This is a genomic window from Mycobacterium sp. 852014-52144_SCH5372336 (genome assembly GCF_001665615.1).
In the GTDB taxonomy this organism is placed as follows: domain Bacteria; phylum Actinomycetota; class Actinomycetes; order Mycobacteriales; family Mycobacteriaceae; genus Mycobacterium; species Mycobacterium neumannii_A.
The window spans coordinates 224,434-243,187 of sequence record NZ_LZSW01000057.1; the positions used below are offsets into that span (position 1 = coordinate 224,434).

Consider the following 18,754-nt stretch of genomic DNA (forward strand, 5'->3'; position numbering starts at 1 on the left):
AGCCATACTGGCCGGGTGAAACCAGCGATTTGTGAGCAGTTCGGCATCGACTTCCCGTTGTTCGCGTTCAGCCACTGCCGCGACGTGGTGGCCGCGGTGTCCAGCGCGGGCGGCTTCGGCGTGCTGGGCGGAACGGCGTACACACCCGAGCAGCTCGACCAGGAGCTGTCCTGGATCGACGACCACGTCGGGGGCAAGCCGTACGGCGTCGACCTGATCGTCCCGGCCCGCTACGAGGGCAAGGGCGAGGATCTGACGATGAGCGACCTCGCGGGCCGGATCCCCGACGAATACCGCGGCTTCGTCACCGAGCTGCTGGCCGCACACGACATCGAGGCCGAGGAGGCGCCGCGGTTCGGCAACGCCGCCCTCTCGGGCAACACGGGCAAAGACCTGCTGGACGTGGCGATGAACCACCCCATCCGGTTGATCGCCAACGCGCTGGGCGTCCCGCCTGACTACATGATCAAGGCCGGCAAGGAGAACGGCGTGCCGGTGGCCGCGCTGGTCGGTGCCAAGGAGCACGCCGTCAAGCAGGCGCATGCCGGCGTCGATGTGATCGTCGCACAGGGCACCGAGGCCGGCGGGCACTGCGGTGAGGTGACGACGCTGGTGCTGGTGCCCGAGGTGTTGGAGGCGCTGGCGGCGATCGGCAGCGACATCCCGGTGCTCGCCGCGGGGGGAATCGTCACGGGCAGGCAGATGGCCGCGACGGTGGCGATGGGCGCGGCCGGCGCCTGGACCGGTTCGGTCTGGCTGACGACCGAAGAGGCCGAGACCGCGCCCTACACCAAGGAGAAGTTCCTCGCCGCCTCGTCACGCGACACCGTCCGTTCGGCGGGCAGGACAGGAAAGCCTGCGCGCCAACTGGTTTCGGATTGGACCCAGGCGTGGTTGCCGAACGAAGGCGGCCAGAAGCCGCTGCCGCTTCCTCTGCAGTCGATGCTCGCCGAGCCCGTCGTGCGTCGCATCGATGTGCTGGCCGCGCAGGGGCATCCCGGCGCCCAGGCGCTGGCGACGTACTTCGTCGGACAGGGTGTCGGGCTGATGAACAAGGTCAAACCGGCGCGCGAGGTGGTGCGTGAGTTCATCGAGGACTACGTCGCCGCGACCGAACGGCTGAGCAACTCGCTACCCGACTAGTGGGGTGATTTCGGTGCGCTACGTATCGCAGAGCGATCGATAATGCACCGAAATCACCGAGCATCGAAGGTGATCCGCACCGAGATCGGGTCGCTTTCCATAGCCCGCATCGTCAACGCGGTTGCCGACTGGCCGAGCCTGCCCGCGCCGCCGAAGGTGCGGGCGCGGGCGCGCACGTCGTCGTCGGGCTCGAACGTCGCGGTGCCCGTGCGCCATTCGCCGTTGATGCGGACGCGCACCCTGGGGTTCGACGCGATGTTGTAGGCCCAGCCCGCGCGGCGACCGTGTTGCGAGATCACCCATACGCCGGTGTCGTCGGAGCGGCCGGCCAGCGGTACGAGCCGCGGCTGCCCGCTCTTGCGTCCGATCGTCTCGAGGTCGACCACAAGCGACGACCGGATACCCACGCGGTCGAGCGCGGCGACCACGGGGTTCATCAGGACGCGTCCCAGCTGCCGCTCGAACTTGAACTTGCGCACCGCCTTGTCGGCACTTCGTGTAGTCATCGCGAACCTCCTCGGGGGATGAGGTCAACGACTTTACTTGAGTGATCACTCAAGAACAAGGCCCCAAGCGGTCGAGCGAGAAGCCACGGTCGTCGAACGCGCCGCTCAACGACCAGCGACGGTGTAAATCAGTCCGTCGCCAGCGGCAGCCGCACCTCGAAGCGTGCGCCCGTGCCCAGGTTGCGGGCGGAAAACGTCCCGCGATGGGCCTGCACCAGGCCCGCGGCGATCGCGAGCCCCAGCCCCGACCCACTGGGCAGCGACGAATCGGCACGCGGCACGCGATCGTTGGACCCGCGATAGGCGACGTCGAAAACCCGCGGGAGGTCGGCCTCGTCGATGCCGACGCCGGTGTCGTCGACGCGCGCCCACGCACCGTTCTCGTCCGAGCCCAGCGACAGCGACACCCGGCCCCCCTCCGGGGTGTGGGCGATCGCATTGGCCACCAAGTTGGACAGCACACGCACCAACGCGCGGTCGCTGCCCAGCACCCGCACCGGCGCCTCCGGCAGTTCGGCCGTCAACGCCACTCCCGCGCGCTCGGCGGTGATCCGGTGTGCGGTGAGCACATCGTCGACCACCTCGTCGAGCGCCACCTTGTCGAACACCGGTTGGACCGCACCCGCGTTGATTTTCGACATCTCGAACAGGTCGTCGACCATCTCGGAGAGCCGAACCGACTCTTGCTCAATGGTTTTGGCGTGTACACGGACCTCGGCGTCGGGCACCACGCCGTCGGCGATCGCCTCGGACACCGCCCGTATCCCGGCCAGCGGGGTCCGCAGATCGTGGCTGACGAACGCGACCAGCCTGCGGCGCGACTGCTCGGCGGCCCGTTCGGACTCGCGGATCTCCTGCTCCCACACGGTGCGACGGGCCTGATAGCGCGCGAGCATCACCGCGGCGGGGATCGTCACCACCGAGACGATCACCAGGACGATCGCGGTCTTCTCGAAGGTTTCGGTGATCATGAAGCGGCTTGCGCCGAGCACACCGGTGAACGTCGCCAACACCGGGATGAGCACCAGCGCCACCATGCTCACCGCCAGCGACCACGACCGGGCCAGGCGAATGACCAGTGCGCCCGCGAGCACCACGGGAACCGAACATGCCAGCGCCAACCCGATGATGTCCCAGAGGTCGGACGGCACTAGGCGCTCTGCCCTTCCGGCGAGCGGGCCTCGCTGCTCCACAGATAGCCTCGGCCCCACACCGTATGCACCCTGTGGTGCTCACCGAGCTTCGACCGCAACCGCTTGACGTGCACGGTCACCGTCGACAGGTCGCCGAAATCCCAGTGCCACACCTGTTTCAACAGTTCCTCGCGGCTGAACACGACGTCGGTGTGGGTGAGGAAGAACAGCAGCAGGTCGAACTCGCGGTTGGTCAGTGACACCGGCTGCCCGGCGACGGTCACGGTGCGCGCGGCCGTCGACACGGTCAGGCCGCCGACCGCGATGTCCAACGCCCGCCGGCCCGTCGGTGCGGGCGCGCGCCGCAGCACCGAGCGCACCCGCAGCGCCAGTTCGCGCGGGCTGAACGGTTTGGTCAGGTAGTCGTCGGCGCCGGCCTCCAGGCCCGCGATGCGGTCGTCCTCCTCGCCGAGCGCGGTCAGCAGGATCACCGGCATCGTGTATCCGCCGCGCTGGCGCAAGTTGCGGCACAGCGTCAGCCCGTCCGGGCCCGGCATCATCACGTCAAGCACCGCGACATCGATGTGCTGGGAGCCGAGCAGCCGCAGGGCCTCGGCTCCGTCGTGGGCGATTGCGACGTCGAGCCCGTCGCGCTCGAGGTAGCGACGCACGACATCACGCACGACGCTGTCGTCGTCGGCGATCAATACCCGCGTCACAGTTTCCGAGAGTAGTCCCGTGCGGCGACTACCTGCGCCGATGTCACGGATCCGTCATTGATCCACTGGTCGGCGCGGTCAGGGGCTGGTTAGCCTCGAACCCATGCCCGACTGTTCGGTGACCGTGGTGCTGCCGTGTCTCAACGAGGCGCAGTCGCTGCCGGGCGTGCTTGCGGCAATCCCGGACGGATATCGGCCGCTGGTGGTCGACAACAACAGCACCGATGCGACCGCGGACGTCGCCCGGGAGCATGGAGCGCAGGTGGTACCTGAGAAGCGGCCCGGTTACGGCGCCGCAGTGCACGCCGGGGTGGTAGCGGCGACGACGCCCATCGTGGCGGTGTTGGACGCCGACGGTTCGCTGGATCCCCGTGACCTGCCCGCTCTGGTCGACGACCTCCACCACGGGGCCGACATGGCGATCGGGCGGCGCCGGCCGGTGCCGGGGCTGAAGTGGCCGTGGCATGCCCGCCTCGGCACCGCGGCGGTGTGCTGGCGGCTACGGCAGCGCCACGGCCTGGCGGTACACGACATCGCCCCGATGCGGGTCACCCGCCGCGACGCCCTGCTCGCTCTCGGCGTCAGCGACCGCCGCTCCGGGTACCCCCTCGAAATGCTGGTTCGGGCGGCGGCCGCCGGGTGGCGCGTCGTCGAGCGCGATGTCGACTACCGCGCGCGCACCGGCGGCAAGTCCAAGGTCAGCGGATCGGTGCGCGGCAGCGCTGTGGCCGCCTTCGACTTCTGGCGTGTGATCTCGTGACGGTGCTGGCGGTGACGGTGTTGGTGGTGGCGAAGGCGCCGGTGGCGGGGCTGGCGAAGACCCGGCTCGCGGCGACGATCGGCGACGCCGCCGCGGCCGACCTCGCCGCCGCCGCGCTGCTCGACACCCTCGATGCCGTCACCGCCGCGCCGGTCGGACGCAGGGTCGTCGCGATGACCGGCGATCTCAGGCAGGCGAGCCGAGGTGACGAAATAGCCTGCAGTTTAGCGGGATTCACGGTGATACCTCAACGTGGCGCGGACTTCGCCCAGCGACTGGCCAACGCGCACGCGGACGCTTTTGCCGGCGACCCGGTACTGCAGATCGGCATGGACACCCCACAGGTCACCGCCGGGCTACTCGCCGAATGCGGCCAAGCGCTGATCGGAAGCGACGCGGTCCTGGGACCCGCTACCGACGGCGGGTGGTGGGTGTTGGGTGTCTCGCACCCGTCCATGGCCGAATGCCTGCAGAGCGTGCCGATGTCGCGGTCCGACACCGGCGCTTTGACTCTGGAGGCGTTGCGCGGCAATGGCATAGACGTCGGTCTGCTCGACGAGCTCGCCGATTTCGACACCATCGCCGACATCGACGCGGTGCGCCGGCGATGCGCGCCGGACAGCCGGTTCGTTCTGGCCGCCGAGTCGGTGCTCGCCTGATGCTGGGCAACCTCTACGACTGCGCGCTCGACGGTGAGCAGTGCTGGATCCGAAGCGACGACGGTGAGGTACGTGCCCTTCCCGTGCATCGTTGGATCGGAGGCGTGCACGCCGATTGCCGCTTCGACCGCGCCGTCGTCGGGCTGTGCGAAGGGCCGACGATCGACTTGGGCTGCGGCCCAGGACGATTGGTGATAGAGCTGATCCGCCGGGGCATACCTGCGCTCGGTGTCGACCAGTCCGCGACCGCGGTCGGGCTCGCGCGACGCAACGGCGCGCCCGTCCTGCGCCGCGACGTGTTCGGGCAGCTGCCCGCGACCGGGCGGTGGCAGACCGTGCTGCTGGCCGACGGCAACGTGGGCCTCGGCGGCGACCCGTTCCGGATGCTGCACAGGGCAGCGGAGTTGTTGCGCCGAGGCGGTCGATGCATCGCCGAGTTCGAGGCTCTGACACAGGGTGTGCGCAACCGCTGGGTCCGGCTCGAGTCGTCGCGTGTCGTCGGCCCGTGGTTTCCGTGGGCGTCGGTGGGCATCGACTGCGCCGCCGAGGTCGCCGAGACCGCGGGCCTGGCGTTAACCCGCGTCCATCCGATCGGCAAGCGGGTGGTCGCCAGCCTGACGCTGGCTTAGTTCCTGGCCGTCGCCAGCCGTACGGCATAGACGACGGCGCCGACCCCGAACATCGTGGACGTTCAAGAGCGACCAGCCGGGCTACGCCAGCGGATAACCCGCTGCACCCGGGCGGCGCCGGGTTGCACGGTTCCAGGGTCCCGGCAATGTCCTACGGATGTGCGTGGCGACCAGCGTCCGTTACCAATTCGTCAGAATGAAGTGGTTGAGCAGCAGGGCGCCCACCACGTTGACGCCGAGCCACCAGCGGTGTGACCGCGGCGGTAGCAGTGCGCCGGCGGCGGTCAGCCAGACGGTGAACGGCAGCCAGATGCGTTCGGTCTCGGCCTTGCTCAGCATCGACAGGTCGGCGAACAGGATCGCCAGCAGCGCGCCGAGAAGAAGCATGGGCAGGCCGGGCCGACGCCGGATCGCCGCGATGTCGAACACCCTGCCGAGACCGGCCACACTGCCGAGGCCGATCGCGCACACGACGGAGGCGAAGTTCGCCCACCCCCAGTACTGGAACGGCCGGTCGTTGGCGATGCCCTGCCAATAGCGTTCCTGCACCAGCTGATAGCCGTCGAACCACCAGAACCCCATCACCGCGAAGGCCGCCACCACGGCGAGGACGACCCCGACCGCCGGAACCGCGGCACGGGCCGCGGCCCGCCAGTCGGTCGCGCACATCAGCACCGCGAGCGCGGGTAAGGCCATCAGAACCAGGCCGTAGTTGAGGAACACGCCCCAGCCCAGCAGCAGACCGGCTCCTGCCGCAGCGAGGACGGGCCATCTCGCGGTGCCCCCGACGGCGATCGCCAGCAGCGCGATACCCCACGCCGCGACTCCCGCGAAGTAGCCGTCGGCCGACACCGCGATCCAGATCGCTGTGGGCGCAACGGCGACGAACGGGGCAGCCAGCCGCGCGGTCGCTTCCCCCGACAGTGCGCGCACCGCGACGAGGATGGCGGCTGCGGCGCTGGACCCCACCAGCAGGCACAGCAGGCCGGCCCACGCGCCGCCACCGAGGCCGATGCGGTCAAGCCAGACGAAGCTGAGCAGCGCCCCAGGGGGATGGCCCGACACATGGGTGATCCACGAATCCGGTTGGTAATCAAGGATTCTGTCGGAGAATGTGCGCAGCGCATGGGGTATGTCAGTGACGGTGGGAACCTGACGCAGATACTCGTGGCGAGCGACCAGCCTGCCGGCGAAACCACGCTGCCAACCGTCGATCATGGCCAGCGAGAACGCCCATCCGCACGCCGTCACCCATGTCGCCCACGGCAACGCACGCCACGACATCCGTTGCGCGGCCTTCGGCCCCCACCACACCACCGCGGCGCCGATCACGACCGCGGGGACCGTGCCCCACCCGACGTGTGCGTTCCACCATCCGAAGATCGGCGCGGTGTCGGCGAACTGGCGTAGGCGCCCTGGCGTCGCGTTGATCAGTGGCGTGACGATCCCCAGGTCGAGATGCGGCACCACGAACGCGGCGACCACCAGCAACACACCGACGGCGACCGCCACGATTTCCTTGCGACTGGTCGGCATTCCATCACCCTATTCGCCGAGCCGCACCCAGATCTGAGTGATTTCGGTGTAGTTTCGTCGCATTCACCGCGACGGACTACACCGAAATCAGTACAGCCGGGTGCGGGTGTTGGCCTCGCTGTAGTACTCGTCGAGTTTGGCCTGGGTCCATTCGGGCCGGATCGCCTTGAGTAGCTGCGCGACGCTCGGCAGCGCCGATGGGTTCCACGTCGACGGGTCCCAGGTCTCCGAACGCAGAAAAGCCTTGGCGCAGTGGAAGAACACCTCTTCGACCGCAACCTCCAACGCAAGGATCGGACGCTTGCCCTTGACCGCGAGCGCGTCGAAATAATCGGCGTCCGAGACGATTGTGGCGGTGCCGTTGATGCGCAGGGTGTCGCCACGGCCGGGGATCAGGAACACCGTGCCCACATGCGGATTCTGCAGGACGTTGAGATAGCCGTCGACACGTTTGTTGCCCGGCCGCTCGGGGATCGCGATCGCGGTGTCGTCAATGACGTGCACGAAGCCGGGCGGATCGCCCTTGGGTGACACGTCGACTCGACCGCGCGCATCCGTCGTCGCGACGAAACCGAGCGGCGAGTGGGCAAGCCAGTCGCGCTGTACCGGCGACAGGCGGTCCTTGACCTTGTTGGCGACGTAGTGGTCCGGTCGCCCGACGACGGCTCGCAACTCGTCGACCGTGTTGACTTCGCGACGCATGGGTCCATCATGCTCGACCGCGCAATGGGTTAACCCCGTCGGTCGCCGGGTAGCCGAACGGGCGGAGGTGAGTGCAATGGCACACCACGTCGAGGTCGATGCCGCGCTGTGGGACGAATTCCACCGCGTGGTCAACATGACGTCCCGCGAACTACTGGACTGGCTGCGCACCCGGTCGGCCACTGAAGACTCCGAAGAGATGCCCGACCAGGCGGGCACCGAGACCGGCCGCGCCGTGCTCGAGATCCTGCAGAAGCGCTCGGTCGACCTCACCGACGAGGACGTGCGCGTGATGCGCAAGGTCGTCGACCGCGTCCACGCCGAACGCGGCGTCGACCTAGAGCCCAAGGCCGGTCAGGAGAACTGGCGGCACAGGCTCATGACGATCGGTCACGACCCGCTCAAGCCTGTGGCTTAACTGGAGAACTCGGCCGCCAGCGCGCGCCGGTCGACTTTGCCGATGCCGCGGCGCGGTATTTGGTCCACGACGTGGAACTCGCGCGGTGCCGCGGTGGCGTCCAGGGTCGCGGTGACATGCTCGCGCAGCTCGGCGGGCGTCGGGCAGGCGTGTCCGGTAGCGAGCACGACGGCCGCGGCCACCCGCTGGCCCAGCCGCTCATCGGGCACCCCGAACACCGCGCATTCGGCCACCGCATCGTGGGTTGCAAGGGCGGCCTCCACGATCTGCGGCATGATCGTCAACCCGCCGCTGCCGATCGCGTCGTCGACCCGGCCGAGCACCGTCAACCGGCCCTCGGAGTCGACGGCTCCCACGTCGTCGGTGCGAAACCAGCCCGCATCGGCGAAGGGATCGGGGTCAACCGGGTTGCGGTAGCCCTTCGCAAGCGTCCGGCCGCCCAACACGATTCGGCCCCCATCGGATGTCACCGGCCGCGTGCTGTCGCGAATCCGGACCCGCACACCGTCCAACGGCACACCGTCGTACACGCATCCGCCTGCGGTCTCGCTCATCCCGTAGGTGCGGACGATCGAAATCCCCGCCGCGGCAGCACGTTCGGCCAGGCCCGCCGGCATCGGCCCCCCGCCGATCAGGACGGCGTCCAGCGTGGCCAGTGCGTCGGCCGCCCTCTCGTTGCGCAGAGCTTTGTCGAGTTGCACGGCCACCAGCGAGGCGTAATGCCGTCCGGGGCCCAAAGCGTCGACGGCAGAGGGCAATTCGTCCGGATCGAACGTCGGCGCCAAGGCCACCGGGGTCGTACCTGCAACGACGCTGCGGACCAGCACCTGAAGCCCCGCGATGTGATGGGCCGCCAATGCCAGCAGCCAGCGCCCCTGCCCGCCGAGCCGGTGATGTGTCGACTCGGCGCTGGCGGTCAATGCGGCAGCGGTCAGCATCGCACCCTTGGGCGTCCCGGTAGTACCCGATGTCGGCACCACCACCGCCACGTCGTCGTCGATCTCCGCGCCGCACCGCAACGCCTCTGACAGAAAAGATGATTCGCGATCGTCTCCGGCAGGCACCGGCAGCACGGCGGCACGGCCAGCCAGCATGTCGTGCACGACGGGCAGCAATGACAACGCCGCGGCACCGGACCCGACCGCGACCGCGCGCAGGACGCCTATGGGTCACCCTCCCCGTCGCGTGGATCATCGAGGGGCCAGCCGCGGACCGCCAATCGTTGGCGAACTCGCTCCACATCCTCAGACGTCGGCAGCGCATCGGTGATCTGGGTGATGAGGACTCCGATATCGGCGTCGTCGAAGTCGCCGTTCCGCTTGAGCTCCATGGCGACGGTTCGCACCTCGTCCTCGGTGAGGCGCCGCCGCAGGAGCGAGAACAACGGCACCCGGTCCGGACCGGGCACCCCTTCGGGGTATCCCGCTGTGATCCACGCGACAATTTTGGCCAGAAACTTCGTCACTGCGCCCTCCCGCGTGTCGCATCGGGTCTACCCACTTCCGATTGGATGATGCTAGTGCGCGACCGGACAAGACGAGTTCGGCGTCGCCGGCAAACGCTCGACCGCCGGCGGGTGAACAATGGATGAACACATGGCCCGAGAAGGCGAAATGCCAGATGACACGCTGGTCCAAGAGCGTTGCAGATTAGGTGAATCGAACTCTATGGCCGCAGAATTAACGCCGTGAGCGCTGAGTTGATCGTCCTCGTGCTGTTGATCACAACCGCACTGGCCTTCGACTTCACCAACGGCTTCCACGACACCGGCAACGCGATGGCCACGTCGATCGCCACCGGTGCGCTCAAGCCCAAGACCGCGGTCCTGTTGGCGGGCATCCTCAACCTGGTCGGCGCGTTCCTGTCGGTCGAGGTCGCGGTCACGGTGACCACCTCGGTGCTCAACGTCCAGGATGGCCAGACCGGCGCCCTGCTGCCGTCGATCGATGCGTCGACCGGTTTGACGATCATCTTCGCCGGGTTGATCGGCGGCATCCTGTGGAACCTGCTGACGTGGTTGTTCGGCATCCCGTCGAGTTCCTCGCACGCGCTGTTCGGCGGGCTCATCGGCGCAGGCCTGGCCGCCATGGGCACCGCAGGCGTCAACTGGAGCGGCATCAGCCAGAAGGTGCTCATTCCCGCGATCGCCGCGCCGCTCATCGCGTGCCTGGTGGCCGCCTGCGGCACCTGGCTGGTGTACCGGATCACCCGCAAGGTGACAGAGCGCCGCCGCCGGGAGGGCTTCCGCTGGGGCCAGGTCGCGACGGCCTCGCTGGTCGCGCTGTCGCACGGCACCAACGACGCGCAGAAGACGATGGGTGTCATCGCGCTCGCGCTCATCACCACCGGGCACCTGAGCGGCGACGTCAAGGAGAACGGCCTGCCGTTCTGGGTCATCTTCAGCTGCGCGGTCGCGATCGGGCTCGGCACCTACCTCGGTGGCTGGCGCGTCATCCGCACCCTGGGCAAGGGTCTGGTGGAGATCCAGTCACCGCAGGGCTTCGCCGCCGAAGCATCCTCGGCCGCAATCATTCTCAGCTCGAGCGCCGCCGGTATGGCGTTGTCCACCACCCACGTCGCCACCGGTTCGATCCTGGGCAGCGGCGTCGGCAAGCCGGCCGCCGAAGTCCGCTGGGCGGTGGCGGGCCGGATGGCTGTGGCCTGGCTGATCACCCTGCCGGCCGCGGGACTCGTTGGCGCACTGTCCTTCTGGCTGGCCCATGGCGTCGAGGCGCTCACGGGATCGGGCCTCGCGGGTGACGGGTTCATCTTCCTGGTGTTGGTGGGCCTGTCGTTCTACATGTGGTGGCGCGCTCAGCAGCAGAAGGTCGACCACACCAACGTCAACGCCGAGTGGGACGGTGCGACCAACTCCGTGGTCCCCGCCGAACTGCGGGCCGCCATCGAGGAAGCAATGCCCGAGCCCGTCAGGCCGCCGGCGACGGTGTAGCGGAGGAACATCGATGACCTATCTCGAGAGCATTCTGAAGGTACTGGTGGTCGGGCTGGTCCTGGGCGCGGGACTGCCCGCGTTGTTCGCCACCGGCTTGATGGCCTTTTCGAGCGGCGCCGGGGACGAGTCGGCCGACGGCACCGTGACCGCACCCAACCGGGTCCGCAAATACCTCGGCATCGGTCTGTTCGTGTTCGTCGGATGGGTGATCGTCACCGCGGTGCTGTGGATCACCAGGGGCACGATCATCCACCACACGGGGATCGACCTGTTCCCCTTCATGCCGCAGAAATGAGTTGCGCCACAACATGACCGAGAACCGCACCGTGCTGGACAGCGTGCTCAACTGGCTGCGCCGCGGGTATCCGGAGGGCGTGCCGCCCACGGATTACTTCCCGCTGCTCGCGCTGCTGAAGCGCTCGCTCGCCGAGGACGAAGTGGTCAGCGCCGCGCAGGCGGTGCTCAGGAGCGCGAACTCGGACATCGTCACCGAAGCCGACATCCGCGCGGCGATCCACCAGGTCACCGCGCAGGAGCCGAATCCCGAAGAGATGCATCAGGTTGCGTCGCGGTTGGCCTCGGTCGGCTGGCCGCTGGCCCCCGCGCGCTGAACTCTAGGGCGTCACCGCCGGGTGTCGCGGCGCAGCGGGTGCGTCTCGGGCACCTGAACGAAGATCAGCAGCACGCCGTCGGGATCCTCGATGTGCATCTCATGCAGGCCCCACGGTTCCTCACGTGCCTCACGCGCGATCGGTACACCCCGGCCCGACAGTCCCTTCTCGGTGGCGTACACGTCGCGCACCTGAAGCCACATCGTGCCGCCCGCCCGCGGGCCACCGTGGCCGGCGAGTTCGATCAACGACTGGCCGGCGTAGAAAACCGTGCCCGCACCGTAGTCGCGGGCGATCGCCAGCCCCAACTCGTCGCGGTAGAACGTCAGGGAACGCTGATAGTCCGCCGGCCGAATGAGCATCCGGCTGGCCAGAATCTCCATGACATCGTGTCTATCACGCTCAGCCGATCCGCCGCCCGACACCTTCCCAATAGGGTTCCCGCAGCGCACGCTTGAGGATCTTGCCGCTAGGGGTGCGGGGCAGGTCCTCGGCGAACGACACCGACTTGGGTAGCTTGAACCCGGCCAGCCGCTCGCGGGCGTACGCGATGAGGTCCGCCTCGCCGGGGAAGCAGCCCGCCGCGGGCACCACGACCGCCTTCACCGCCTCACCCCACGTCGGGTCCGGAACGCCGATCACCGCGACGTCGGCGACGTCCGGATGTGTCATCAGAACGTTCTCGATCTCGGTCGGGTACACGTTCTCGCCGCCGGACACGATCATGTCCTTGACCCGGTCGTGCAGGTACACATAACCCTCGGCGTCGACGTAGCCGGCGTCGCCGGTCTTCAACCAGCCGTCCGGGGTGACGGTGGCGGCCGTCGCAGCGGGGTTGTTCCAGTAGCCGCGCATGTTCTGGCGCGAGCGGGTCCACAGCTCGCCGACGGTCCCGGTGGGGACGTCGCGGCCGGCGTCGTCGACGATGCGTACCTCGACCCACCCGAACGGCTTACCGCACGAGCGCAGCAGTTCGGGGTCGTGACGGTCGAGTTGGGTGATGGATCCGGTGGTTTCGGTCTGCCCGTACACCTGCAGCAGATCGCAGTTGAACCGCTCCAGCGCCCGGACCAGGACGTCGTCGGTGATCGGCGATGCGCCGTAGACGATGGCGCGCAGGGCCGAGAAGTCCGTCTGCTCGACGCCCGGGGTTTCCAGTAGGCGCTGGATCACCACCGGCACCAGCAGCATATTCGTAATACCGTGCTGTGCAACGGCTTCGAGGATGGCGGTCGGGTCGACGTCGCGCAGCACGACCGTGCGCGCGCCCTCGCACAGACCCACCAGTGCCCAGCCGGAGCCCGCCATGTGAAACATCGGCATCACGGCCAGGCTCACACTGTCGGCGTCGAAGCGCCATTTGTCGGCGATCCCGGTGGCCTTGCAGAAGTAGTTGTCGTTGGTCAGCATCACGCCCTTGGGCGCTCCGGTGGTGCCGGAGGTGTACATCAGAAACGCGACATCGTCTGGTTGCGTTGCGACGCAGGGGTCGTCGGCGGGATAGGCGCCCATCCAGCGATCGAACTCCGGCCACCGGGGGTGCTCGCCGACGGCGACGACCAGTGCCGTCAGCCGGTCCTCGATCGCCTCGACGTGACAGAAGAAGTCGGCGCCGACGATCACCACCTTTACGTCGGCGTCGTCGATGATGTGCAGCATCTCAGGTGGTGCCAGTCGCCAGTTGACCGGCACCACGACCGCGCCGAGTTTGGACAGCGCACAGGCGACTTCGAAGAACTCGATGCCGTTCTTCTCGATGAACGCGACCCGGTCGCCGAACCCCACACCCGCCGCGCGCAGCGCCTGGGCTACCCGGCTGGACCGGGTATCGAGGTCACCGAACGTCGTGGTGCGATCACCGGCGATCAATGCGACCGCGTCCGGACGTTCGGCGCCGAAGACGCGTGCGATGTCGGCGACGGTCGCGATGTCGGGGTGGGGCATTTACTTGTTCGGTTGTAGGCGTTGCCGTTTCATCACGGCGTCGACGACCGCGGGTGCGAAGCTGTTGAGCACCTGGGCGCTGACAGCCATCCGCGGCGCGATCCGCACGGGCCGGGTCTTGGCGGCCGTGACCATCCACTCGGCGGCCTCGTCGGAGGACAGCCCCGGCAATCCGTCGTAGGCGCGAGTGGGGGCGATCATCGGCGTGCGCACCAGCGGATAGAACAGCGTGGTCGAGTGCACTCCGTCAGCGCTCCACTCGGTTTCGATGACTCGGCTCACCGCGGTCAGCGCCGCCTTCGACGCGTTGTACACCGAGAACAACGGCGACGACTCGCTGAGCACACCCCAGGTGGACACGTTGATGATGTGGCCGTCGCGCCGCTCGCGCATGCCCGGCGCCAGGCCGCGGATCAGTCGCAACGGCCCGTAGTAGTTGATCGCCATGGTGCGTTCGACGTCGTGCCAACGGTCCAGCGACTCGGCCAGCGGTCTGCGGATCGACCGGCCGGCATTGTTGATCAGGATGTCGACGCCCCCGAGCTCAGTGACGACACGTTCGACCAGCCCGTCGACCGCGTCGAGATCCGACAGGTCGCAGGCGTGTGCCCTGGCGTCCCCGCCGTCGTCGGCGATCCGGTCGACCAGCGCGTCCAGCAGCTCCTGTCGGCGTGCCGCCACCACGACGGTGGCGCCGCGGCGGGCGAACTTCTCCGCGGCTGCCTCGCCGATCCCCGATGACGCGCCCGTGAGCAGGATGCGCTTACCCCGCAGGTCAACGATGTCGCGGCCGGGCTGGTACTGCAGCAACTCGGGGACCACGGGCGGGCGCATGGTGGTCAGGACGAGTTGGTCGGCCAACCGCCGCAACGGGCTCTTGCTCACGAGCGGTGAGTCTAGGCGAGCGGCTTGTGCACGAAAACGCGCGCTCACCGCTCCAGAACGTGCACAAATCGCTCAGTTGCGGCCGGCGGCCAGCAGACCCGACGACGCGAACTTCAGCCCGGCGCGCAGTTCGTCCAGGCGGATCGGGTCGTCGGACTCGATGTACCGCAGGGTCGTCGCCACCGCCATGTTGAAGAACAACCACGCCAACGCTTTTGGGCTCAGCTCGTTGCGATACTGGTCGCGGTAGTGGTTCATGTGCAGCGTCGACATCGCCACGAGCGTGGCATTCAAACCCGAAATGCTCTCGAAAGCGCGCACGTGGTCCGGACGTTCGGCGAGGTACCGAAGCAGGCCGCGGTTGGCGATCGTGACGTCGATGAGGAAGTCGATGGAGGCCGCCATCGCCTCGGCGGGCTGGGCGAGCGTCACGGCCCGGAGGCGTTCCTCGATGGCCGGGGCCTGCGAGAGGGCGAGATGCTCGATGGCCGCTTCGAGGATCTCGTCCTTATCGGCGAAGTACTGGTAGATCGATCCTTTACTGACGCCCGCCCGGTCGGCGATCAGGTTCGTCGTCACCTGGGCAGGATCGGTGGTGAGGAGCAGACCGGCCGTCGTCTCGACGATTTTTGCGACCATCTCACGAGAGCGCTGCTGCTGCGGCGTCTTTCTCCGTGCTGACCTGTGCATATTCACGCTCACCAACGCCCCTTATGCGACTTGAATGCGACCTGTCGGTCATATTAGCCTCGCCGAACGACCTGAAATGGAGGTGGACGCCGCCCATGACCGCCACTTCGGACATCGATCTGTCTGTCGACGACGAACCGATCGAATTGGTACCGCCGGATTCGCTGACCGCCGAGCACACGGGCCGTTGGACGTTCCTGATCTTCGAGGGCGCGGCGTTCATGATGCAGGCGATGCATCCCGTCATCGCCGAGGTCACCGGCCGCTATTCCGCGTCGTTCCACGGCGATCCGGGCGGACGGGCGATCCGGTCCATTGACTCGGTGCTGCGGTGGACCTACGGCGGCACCGAAGCCGTGGCCGAAGGAAATCGGGTCCGGGCCATGCACCGGCCGATGACGATGAAGAGCGCGGAGACCGGCAAACAGATCAGCGCCCTGAATCCCGAGGCGTACCAGTGGGTTATCTGCACCGGCTACATCGTCAACGTCCACGGTGCTCGCTTGTTGATCGGGCGGGACTTCACCGACGACGAGAAGACCCAACTGCTGCGCGACAACCGCCGACTGGCGCGCCTGTTGCATGTGCCGATGCGCGACTATCCCGAGACCGATCAGGAGATGACCGACTACTTCGAGTCGATGATCGACAAACTCGAGGCCACGCCGCAGGCCCGGAAGCTGATGGACGACTTGATCACCGGCACGATGGAGCTGCCCCCGTCGGTGCCGAAGGTGTTCTATCCGCTGATCAAAGCCATGCTGCGGCCCGCATTCCGCTTCAATTACCTGTCGATCGTCGGGTTGCTCGACCCGCGTCTGCGCACCAAGCTCGGCGTGAGTTGGAGCCCCGAAGAGGAGCGCCAGCTCAACCGCATCTACAAGGCCATCCGCATCGCCTACCGCGTACTTCCCGACCGGCTGACGTACTTTCCGCTGGCCTACCACGCCCGCAAGCATCACCAGTGCCTGGAGAAGATGGCCGAGCGGCAGAAGAAGTCGTGGGCCTACCGGGTGCCGGGCGCCGTCGCACCTGAGTAGCGATTCCGGTGCGCTACCAGTCGCTCAGCGATTGCTAGTGCACCCAAACCGCCGCCTAAAAGTAGCGCGGGAAGCCGCTCCAGTCGGGGTCGCGCTTCTCCAGGAACGCGTCGCGGCCCTCGACTGCTTCGTCGGTCATGTACGCCAATCGTGTTGCCTCACCGGCGAACAGCTGCTGACCGACCAGACCGTCGTCGGTGAGGTTGAACGCGTACTTGAGCATCCGGATCGCCTGCGGTGACTTGCCGTTGATCTCCGAAGCCCACTGCAGAGCGACGGTCTCCAGTTCGGCGTGGTCGACAACGGCGTTGACCGCACCCATCGCGTGCATCTGCTCGGCGGTGTAGGGGCGGCCCAGGAAGAAGATCTCGCGGGCGAACTTCTGGCCGACCTGTTTGGCCAGATATGCGCTGCCGTATCCGCCGTCGAAGCTGCCGACGTCGGCGTCGGTCTGCTTGAACCGGGCGTGCTCGCGGCTGGCCAGCGTCAGGTCACACACCGCGTGCAAACTGTGTCCGCCGCCGGCGGCCCACCCGTTGACCAGACAGATCACCGGTTTGGGCATGAACCGGATCAGCCGCTGCACCTCCAGGATGTGCAGGCGCCCGGCGCGCGCCGGGTCGACGGTCTCGGCGGTCTCGCCCGACGCGTACTGGTACCCGCTGCGGCCGCGGATCCGCTGATCCCCGCCGGAGCAGAACGCCCATCCGCCGTCCTTGGGCGAGGGCCCGTTGCCGGTCAGCAGCACGACACCGACGTCCGATGACATCCGCGCGTGGTCGAGGACGCGGTACAGCTCGTCGACGGTGTGCGGCCGAAACGCGTTGCGCACCTCGGGCCGGTCGAACGCGACGCGCACCGTGGGCCGCGGAACGCCGTCGACGACGTGGCGGTGATAGGTGATGTCGGTCAGTTCGACGCCCTCGATGGACTGCCACAACGACGGGTCAAAGGGGTTGTCACTCACGGGGTTACCTTATCGATGCGGAAAACCGGGCAGCGACCGGCGAGCGCCTCGAACTCGTCGGGGTCGGGTCCGGTGACCAGTCCGGCGCTCTTGATGAAGTCGACCCCGGTGGGCACCTTCGACGGGAACTCCCGCAACAATGGTCGCGCCTCGTCGACGGGCATCTCCACCATCCGCACACGTTCGCTGCGGCGGCCGATGTGCAGCGTGACCTCACCGGCCGCCCTGACATTGGCGGCCCAGTCGGAGCCGGGTACCCCGCCGACCACATAGCGCTGACCGTCGACCTCCATCGGCGTGACCGGGGTGGACCGCATCTTGCCGGTCTTGCGTCCCGGTACGGACAGCACAACGGGTCCTTTCTCCCCGAGGATGCCGAGCTTCTGCAGGCCGATCATCACCTTGTTGACGTACTTCAGCCACCACGGCAGGCGAATGTCAGACATGGCGCAAACGCTACGTGATCGGATCGACGCGGAACACCGGCAGGCGGCCCGCCATCCCCTCGAGCTCGTCGGGTGTCCCGGTCTCCAATACCCAGTCCGCGCCATCCGTTGATGACGTAGCGGGCGCCGTCGACGAACATCGGCGTGATCGGCGTCGACCGCGGCTTGCCCGTCCTACGGCCCGGCACCGTCAACACCACGGGCGACTCGTGCCGCGAGATCGGCAGCCCGAGGCGCAGCAGCACCATCACCAACTTGTTGGCGTATTTGAGCCACCGCGGGGGCGTCATCCGATCGCCCATGCCGTGAGGCTATCGCTCAGATCGCGACGCCGTGGCCGGACAGCGCGGTTCGCAGACCGTCCGGGCGCTCGGTGGTCGGCAGCGGATCGACGAGGGCGAACCGGCAGCCCACCGCGCGGGCGCCACCGTCGGCCTCGTCGCTGTCCCCGATCATCAACGCGGACACGGCTTCCGCGCCCAGCCGGTCCAGCGCGATCTCGAAGATCGCCGGGTCGGGTTTGACCGCGCCGACTTCGAAGGACAACACGAACTCGTCGACGAATTCGGCCGCACCGAGGGAGACGAACGCCGGTCGCACGTCGAAGGCGATATTCGACACCACCGCCGCCCTGATGTGCCTGCGATGCAAACCCTGCAGCACCTCGGCGGTGTCGGGATACGGAGTCCAGTTCATCGGATCGATCAACAGCCCGTACAGCGACTCGGCGTGCTCGTTGGCCAACCCGGACTCGCGCAGCACGTGCAGATACGCCTCGCGATGGAGATGCGGGGCCAGATCGCGGTTCACCCATACGCGGTGAGCCTCCGGAGTCATCTCGACGTGCTGGCCCGTCGGCGCGGTCATCCGGCGCATCAACTCGGCCTGGACGTGGCCGTCGACCTCGCGGTCGTCGACCTCCATCCCGTGAAACCAGCTCTCGTCCTCCTCGAGCCGGAACAACGTACCCGAAAAGTCGAACAGGACGGCGTTGATCTCACTCATGGCACCGA

24 protein-coding genes are annotated in these 18,754 nt (G+C 67.7%); 9 read left to right on the plus strand and 15 right to left on the minus strand.

The features are described 5' to 3' along the window. The first annotated feature begins 15 nt into the window (after positions 1 to 15). Positions 16 to 1,143, plus strand: a complete 1,128-nt coding sequence (locus A5759_RS19675) for a nitronate monooxygenase family protein (protein ID WP_066810725.1) — start codon at positions 16 to 18, stop codon at positions 1,141 to 1,143. Positions 1,144 to 1,196: 53 nt separating this feature from the next. Here A5759_RS19675 and A5759_RS19680 read toward each other — a convergent pair whose 3' ends face one another. The 3 genes from A5759_RS19680 to A5759_RS19690 form a co-directional block, all read right to left on the minus strand. Next, entirely contained in the window at positions 1,197 to 1,649 is a 453-nt protein-coding gene (locus A5759_RS19680) for a nitroreductase family deazaflavin-dependent oxidoreductase (protein WP_068200573.1), read from the minus strand. A 128-nt stretch (positions 1,650 to 1,777) separates the two neighbouring features. Continuing rightward, positions 1,778 to 2,800 (minus strand): cell wall metabolism sensor histidine kinase WalK, encoded by a 1,023-nt coding sequence (locus A5759_RS19685; RefSeq protein ID WP_064399649.1) that lies wholly within the window; start codon positions 2,798 to 2,800, stop codon positions 1,778 to 1,780. Then, on the minus strand, positions 2,800 to 3,501 hold the full coding sequence (locus tag A5759_RS19690; protein WP_064419889.1) for a response regulator transcription factor: 702 nt from the start codon (positions 3,499 to 3,501) through the stop codon (positions 2,800 to 2,802). The genes A5759_RS19685 and A5759_RS19690 overlap by 1 nt, the downstream gene beginning before the upstream one ends. Before the next feature lie 103 nt (positions 3,502 to 3,604). On the opposite strand from A5759_RS19690, the gene A5759_RS19695 reads away from it, so the two are divergent. From A5759_RS19695 to A5759_RS19705, 3 genes are read left to right on the plus strand one after another with little or no spacing between them, the layout of a single operon-like run. Continuing rightward, entirely contained in the window at positions 3,605 to 4,261 is a 657-nt protein-coding gene (locus A5759_RS19695; RefSeq protein ID WP_064419888.1) for a glycosyltransferase family 2 protein, read from the plus strand. After that, on the plus strand, positions 4,258 to 4,920 hold the full coding sequence (locus A5759_RS19700) for a DUF2064 domain-containing protein (RefSeq protein WP_068200575.1): 663 nt from the start codon (positions 4,258 to 4,260) through the stop codon (positions 4,918 to 4,920). The genes A5759_RS19695 and A5759_RS19700 overlap by 4 nt, the downstream gene beginning before the upstream one ends. Next, on the plus strand, positions 4,920 to 5,549 hold the full coding sequence (locus A5759_RS19705) for a class I SAM-dependent methyltransferase (RefSeq protein ID WP_064419886.1): 630 nt from the start codon (positions 4,920 to 4,922) through the stop codon (positions 5,547 to 5,549). Before A5759_RS19700 ends, A5759_RS19705 begins: the two co-directional genes overlap by 1 nt. Before the next feature lie 180 nt (positions 5,550 to 5,729). Here the strand turns inward: A5759_RS19705 and A5759_RS19710 are convergent, their stop codons facing one another. Together A5759_RS19710 and A5759_RS19715 are read right to left on the minus strand one after the other, a co-directional pair. Beyond that, positions 5,730 to 7,085 (minus strand): hypothetical protein, encoded by a 1,356-nt coding sequence (locus A5759_RS19710; protein WP_068200577.1) that lies wholly within the window; start codon positions 7,083 to 7,085, stop codon positions 5,730 to 5,732. A gap of 87 nt (positions 7,086 to 7,172) precedes the next feature. Further along, positions 7,173 to 7,787 (minus strand): pyridoxamine 5'-phosphate oxidase family protein, encoded by a 615-nt coding sequence (locus A5759_RS19715; RefSeq protein WP_064425321.1) that lies wholly within the window; start codon positions 7,785 to 7,787, stop codon positions 7,173 to 7,175. 76 nt (positions 7,788 to 7,863) lie between these two features. Between A5759_RS19715 and A5759_RS19720 the strand changes: the two genes are divergently transcribed. Then, the gene (locus A5759_RS19720) at positions 7,864 to 8,205 is read left to right on the plus strand and encodes a DUF3140 domain-containing protein (protein ID WP_064399642.1); all 342 of its coding nucleotides are present in this window, start codon (positions 7,864 to 7,866) and stop codon (positions 8,203 to 8,205) included. Here A5759_RS19720 and menE read toward each other — a convergent pair. Both menE and A5759_RS19730 read right to left on the minus strand, forming a co-directional pair. Then, positions 8,202 to 9,320 carry an o-succinylbenzoate--CoA ligase gene (gene menE / locus A5759_RS19725; protein ID WP_207544979.1) on the minus strand — a complete coding sequence of 373 codons (1,119 nt, stop codon included), beginning with the start codon at positions 9,318 to 9,320 and terminating at the stop codon, positions 8,202 to 8,204. The two genes, A5759_RS19720 and menE, sit on opposite strands and share 4 nt — an antisense overlap. Before the next feature lie 47 nt (positions 9,321 to 9,367). Next, positions 9,368 to 9,670, minus strand: a complete 303-nt coding sequence (locus A5759_RS19730; protein WP_064399641.1) for a DUF3349 domain-containing protein — start codon at positions 9,668 to 9,670, stop codon at positions 9,368 to 9,370. 222 nt (positions 9,671 to 9,892) lie between these two features. Here A5759_RS19730 and A5759_RS19735 point away from each other — a divergent pair, with 222 nt between their 5' ends. The 3 genes from A5759_RS19735 to A5759_RS19745 are packed head-to-tail and all read left to right on the plus strand — an operon-like array spanning position 9,893 to position 11,769. Then, positions 9,893 to 11,155 carry an inorganic phosphate transporter gene (locus tag A5759_RS19735; protein ID WP_066842117.1) on the plus strand — a complete coding sequence of 421 codons (1,263 nt, stop codon included), beginning with the start codon at positions 9,893 to 9,895 and terminating at the stop codon, positions 11,153 to 11,155. Between the two features lie 13 nt (positions 11,156 to 11,168). After that, positions 11,169 to 11,453 (plus strand): hypothetical protein, encoded by a 285-nt coding sequence (locus A5759_RS19740; RefSeq protein ID WP_068200579.1) that lies wholly within the window; start codon positions 11,169 to 11,171, stop codon positions 11,451 to 11,453. A gap of 13 nt (positions 11,454 to 11,466) precedes the next feature. Then, entirely contained in the window at positions 11,467 to 11,769 is a 303-nt protein-coding gene (locus tag A5759_RS19745; RefSeq protein ID WP_064399847.1) for a DUF3349 domain-containing protein, read from the plus strand. 11 nt (positions 11,770 to 11,780) lie between these two features. On the opposite strand, the gene A5759_RS19750 is transcribed toward A5759_RS19745, so the two are convergent. The 4 genes from A5759_RS19750 to A5759_RS19765 all read right to left on the minus strand — a co-directional run bounded on the left by A5759_RS19750 (position 11,781) and on the right by A5759_RS19765 (position 15,237). Then, positions 11,781 to 12,152, minus strand: coding sequence for a VOC family protein (locus A5759_RS19750; RefSeq protein WP_068200580.1), 372 nt, complete (start codon positions 12,150 to 12,152; stop codon positions 11,781 to 11,783). 19 nt (positions 12,153 to 12,171) lie between these two features. Continuing rightward, positions 12,172 to 13,713: a long-chain-fatty-acid--CoA ligase gene (locus tag A5759_RS19755; protein ID WP_068200582.1), complete on the minus strand. Its 1,542-nt coding sequence runs from the start codon at positions 13,711 to 13,713 to the stop codon at positions 12,172 to 12,174. Then, the gene (locus A5759_RS19760; RefSeq protein ID WP_068200583.1) at positions 13,714 to 14,598 is read right to left on the minus strand and encodes an SDR family oxidoreductase; all 885 of its coding nucleotides are present in this window, start codon (positions 14,596 to 14,598) and stop codon (positions 13,714 to 13,716) included. It abuts the gene before it with no gap. A 72-nt stretch (positions 14,599 to 14,670) separates the two neighbouring features. Then, positions 14,671 to 15,237, minus strand: coding sequence for a TetR/AcrR family transcriptional regulator (locus tag A5759_RS19765; RefSeq protein ID WP_066842107.1), 567 nt, complete (start codon positions 15,235 to 15,237; stop codon positions 14,671 to 14,673). A gap of 146 nt (positions 15,238 to 15,383) precedes the next feature. Between A5759_RS19765 and A5759_RS19770 the strand changes: the two genes are divergently transcribed. Next, positions 15,384 to 16,328: an oxygenase MpaB family protein gene (locus A5759_RS19770; protein ID WP_068200585.1), complete on the plus strand. Its 945-nt coding sequence runs from the start codon at positions 15,384 to 15,386 to the stop codon at positions 16,326 to 16,328. Between the two features lie 55 nt (positions 16,329 to 16,383). Here A5759_RS19770 and A5759_RS19775 read toward each other — a convergent pair whose 3' ends face one another. The 4 genes from A5759_RS19775 to A5759_RS19785 are packed head-to-tail and all read right to left on the minus strand — an operon-like array spanning position 16,384 to position 18,746. After that, positions 16,384 to 17,295, minus strand: coding sequence for a 1,4-dihydroxy-2-naphthoyl-CoA synthase (locus A5759_RS19775; RefSeq protein WP_068200587.1), 912 nt, complete (start codon positions 17,293 to 17,295; stop codon positions 16,384 to 16,386). Continuing rightward, complete coding sequence (locus A5759_RS19780; RefSeq protein ID WP_068200589.1) at positions 17,292 to 17,741, minus strand: nitroreductase family deazaflavin-dependent oxidoreductase; 450 nt, start codon at positions 17,739 to 17,741, stop codon at positions 17,292 to 17,294. The genes A5759_RS19775 and A5759_RS19780 overlap by 4 nt, the downstream gene beginning before the upstream one ends. Further along, positions 17,711 to 18,043, minus strand: coding sequence for a hypothetical protein (locus A5759_RS25725; RefSeq protein ID WP_369816240.1), 333 nt, complete (start codon positions 18,041 to 18,043; stop codon positions 17,711 to 17,713). Before A5759_RS25725 ends, A5759_RS19780 begins: the two co-directional genes overlap by 31 nt. A 16-nt stretch (positions 18,044 to 18,059) precedes the next feature. Beyond that, positions 18,060 to 18,746: an HAD family hydrolase gene (locus tag A5759_RS19785; protein ID WP_068200591.1), complete on the minus strand. Its 687-nt coding sequence runs from the start codon at positions 18,744 to 18,746 to the stop codon at positions 18,060 to 18,062. Positions 18,747 to 18,754: the final 8 nt, after the last annotated feature.

What these genes read in the sequence shown, in the direction of transcription:
- A5759_RS19680 (WP_068200573.1), bottom strand. Translation starts at nt 1,649, where the DNA reads ATGACTACACGAAGTGCCGACAAGGCGGTGCGCAAGTTCAAGTTCGAG.
- A5759_RS19695 (WP_064419888.1), top strand. Translation starts at nt 3,605, where the DNA reads ATGCCCGACTGTTCGGTGACCGTGGTGCTGCCGTGTCTCAACGAGGCG.
- A5759_RS19705 (WP_064419886.1), top strand. Translation starts at nt 4,920, where the DNA reads ATGCTGGGCAACCTCTACGACTGCGCGCTCGACGGTGAGCAGTGCTGG.
- A5759_RS19710 (WP_068200577.1), bottom strand. Translation starts at nt 7,085, where the DNA reads ATGCCGACCAGTCGCAAGGAAATCGTGGCGGTCGCCGTCGGTGTGTTG.
- A5759_RS19715 (WP_064425321.1), bottom strand. Translation starts at nt 7,787, where the DNA reads ATGCGTCGCGAAGTCAACACGGTCGACGAGTTGCGAGCCGTCGTCGGG.
- A5759_RS19720 (WP_064399642.1), top strand. Translation starts at nt 7,864, where the DNA reads ATGGCACACCACGTCGAGGTCGATGCCGCGCTGTGGGACGAATTCCAC.
- A5759_RS19740 (WP_068200579.1), top strand. Translation starts at nt 11,169, where the DNA reads ATGACCTATCTCGAGAGCATTCTGAAGGTACTGGTGGTCGGGCTGGTC.
- A5759_RS19745 (WP_064399847.1), top strand. Translation starts at nt 11,467, where the DNA reads ATGACCGAGAACCGCACCGTGCTGGACAGCGTGCTCAACTGGCTGCGC.
- A5759_RS19750 (WP_068200580.1), bottom strand. Translation starts at nt 12,152, where the DNA reads ATGGAGATTCTGGCCAGCCGGATGCTCATTCGGCCGGCGGACTATCAG.
- A5759_RS19755 (WP_068200582.1), bottom strand. Translation starts at nt 13,713, where the DNA reads ATGCCCCACCCCGACATCGCGACCGTCGCCGACATCGCACGCGTCTTC.
- A5759_RS19765 (WP_066842107.1), bottom strand. Translation starts at nt 15,237, where the DNA reads ATGGTCGCAAAAATCGTCGAGACGACGGCCGGTCTGCTCCTCACCACC.
- A5759_RS19770 (WP_068200585.1), top strand. Translation starts at nt 15,384, where the DNA reads ATGACCGCCACTTCGGACATCGATCTGTCTGTCGACGACGAACCGATC.
- A5759_RS19780 (WP_068200589.1), bottom strand. Translation starts at nt 17,741, where the DNA reads ATGTCTGACATTCGCCTGCCGTGGTGGCTGAAGTACGTCAACAAGGTG.
- A5759_RS25725 (WP_369816240.1), bottom strand. Translation starts at nt 18,043, where the DNA reads ATGGGCGATCGGATGACGCCCCCGCGGTGGCTCAAATACGCCAACAAG.
- A5759_RS19785 (WP_068200591.1), bottom strand. Translation starts at nt 18,746, where the DNA reads ATGAGTGAGATCAACGCCGTCCTGTTCGACTTTTCGGGTACGTTGTTC.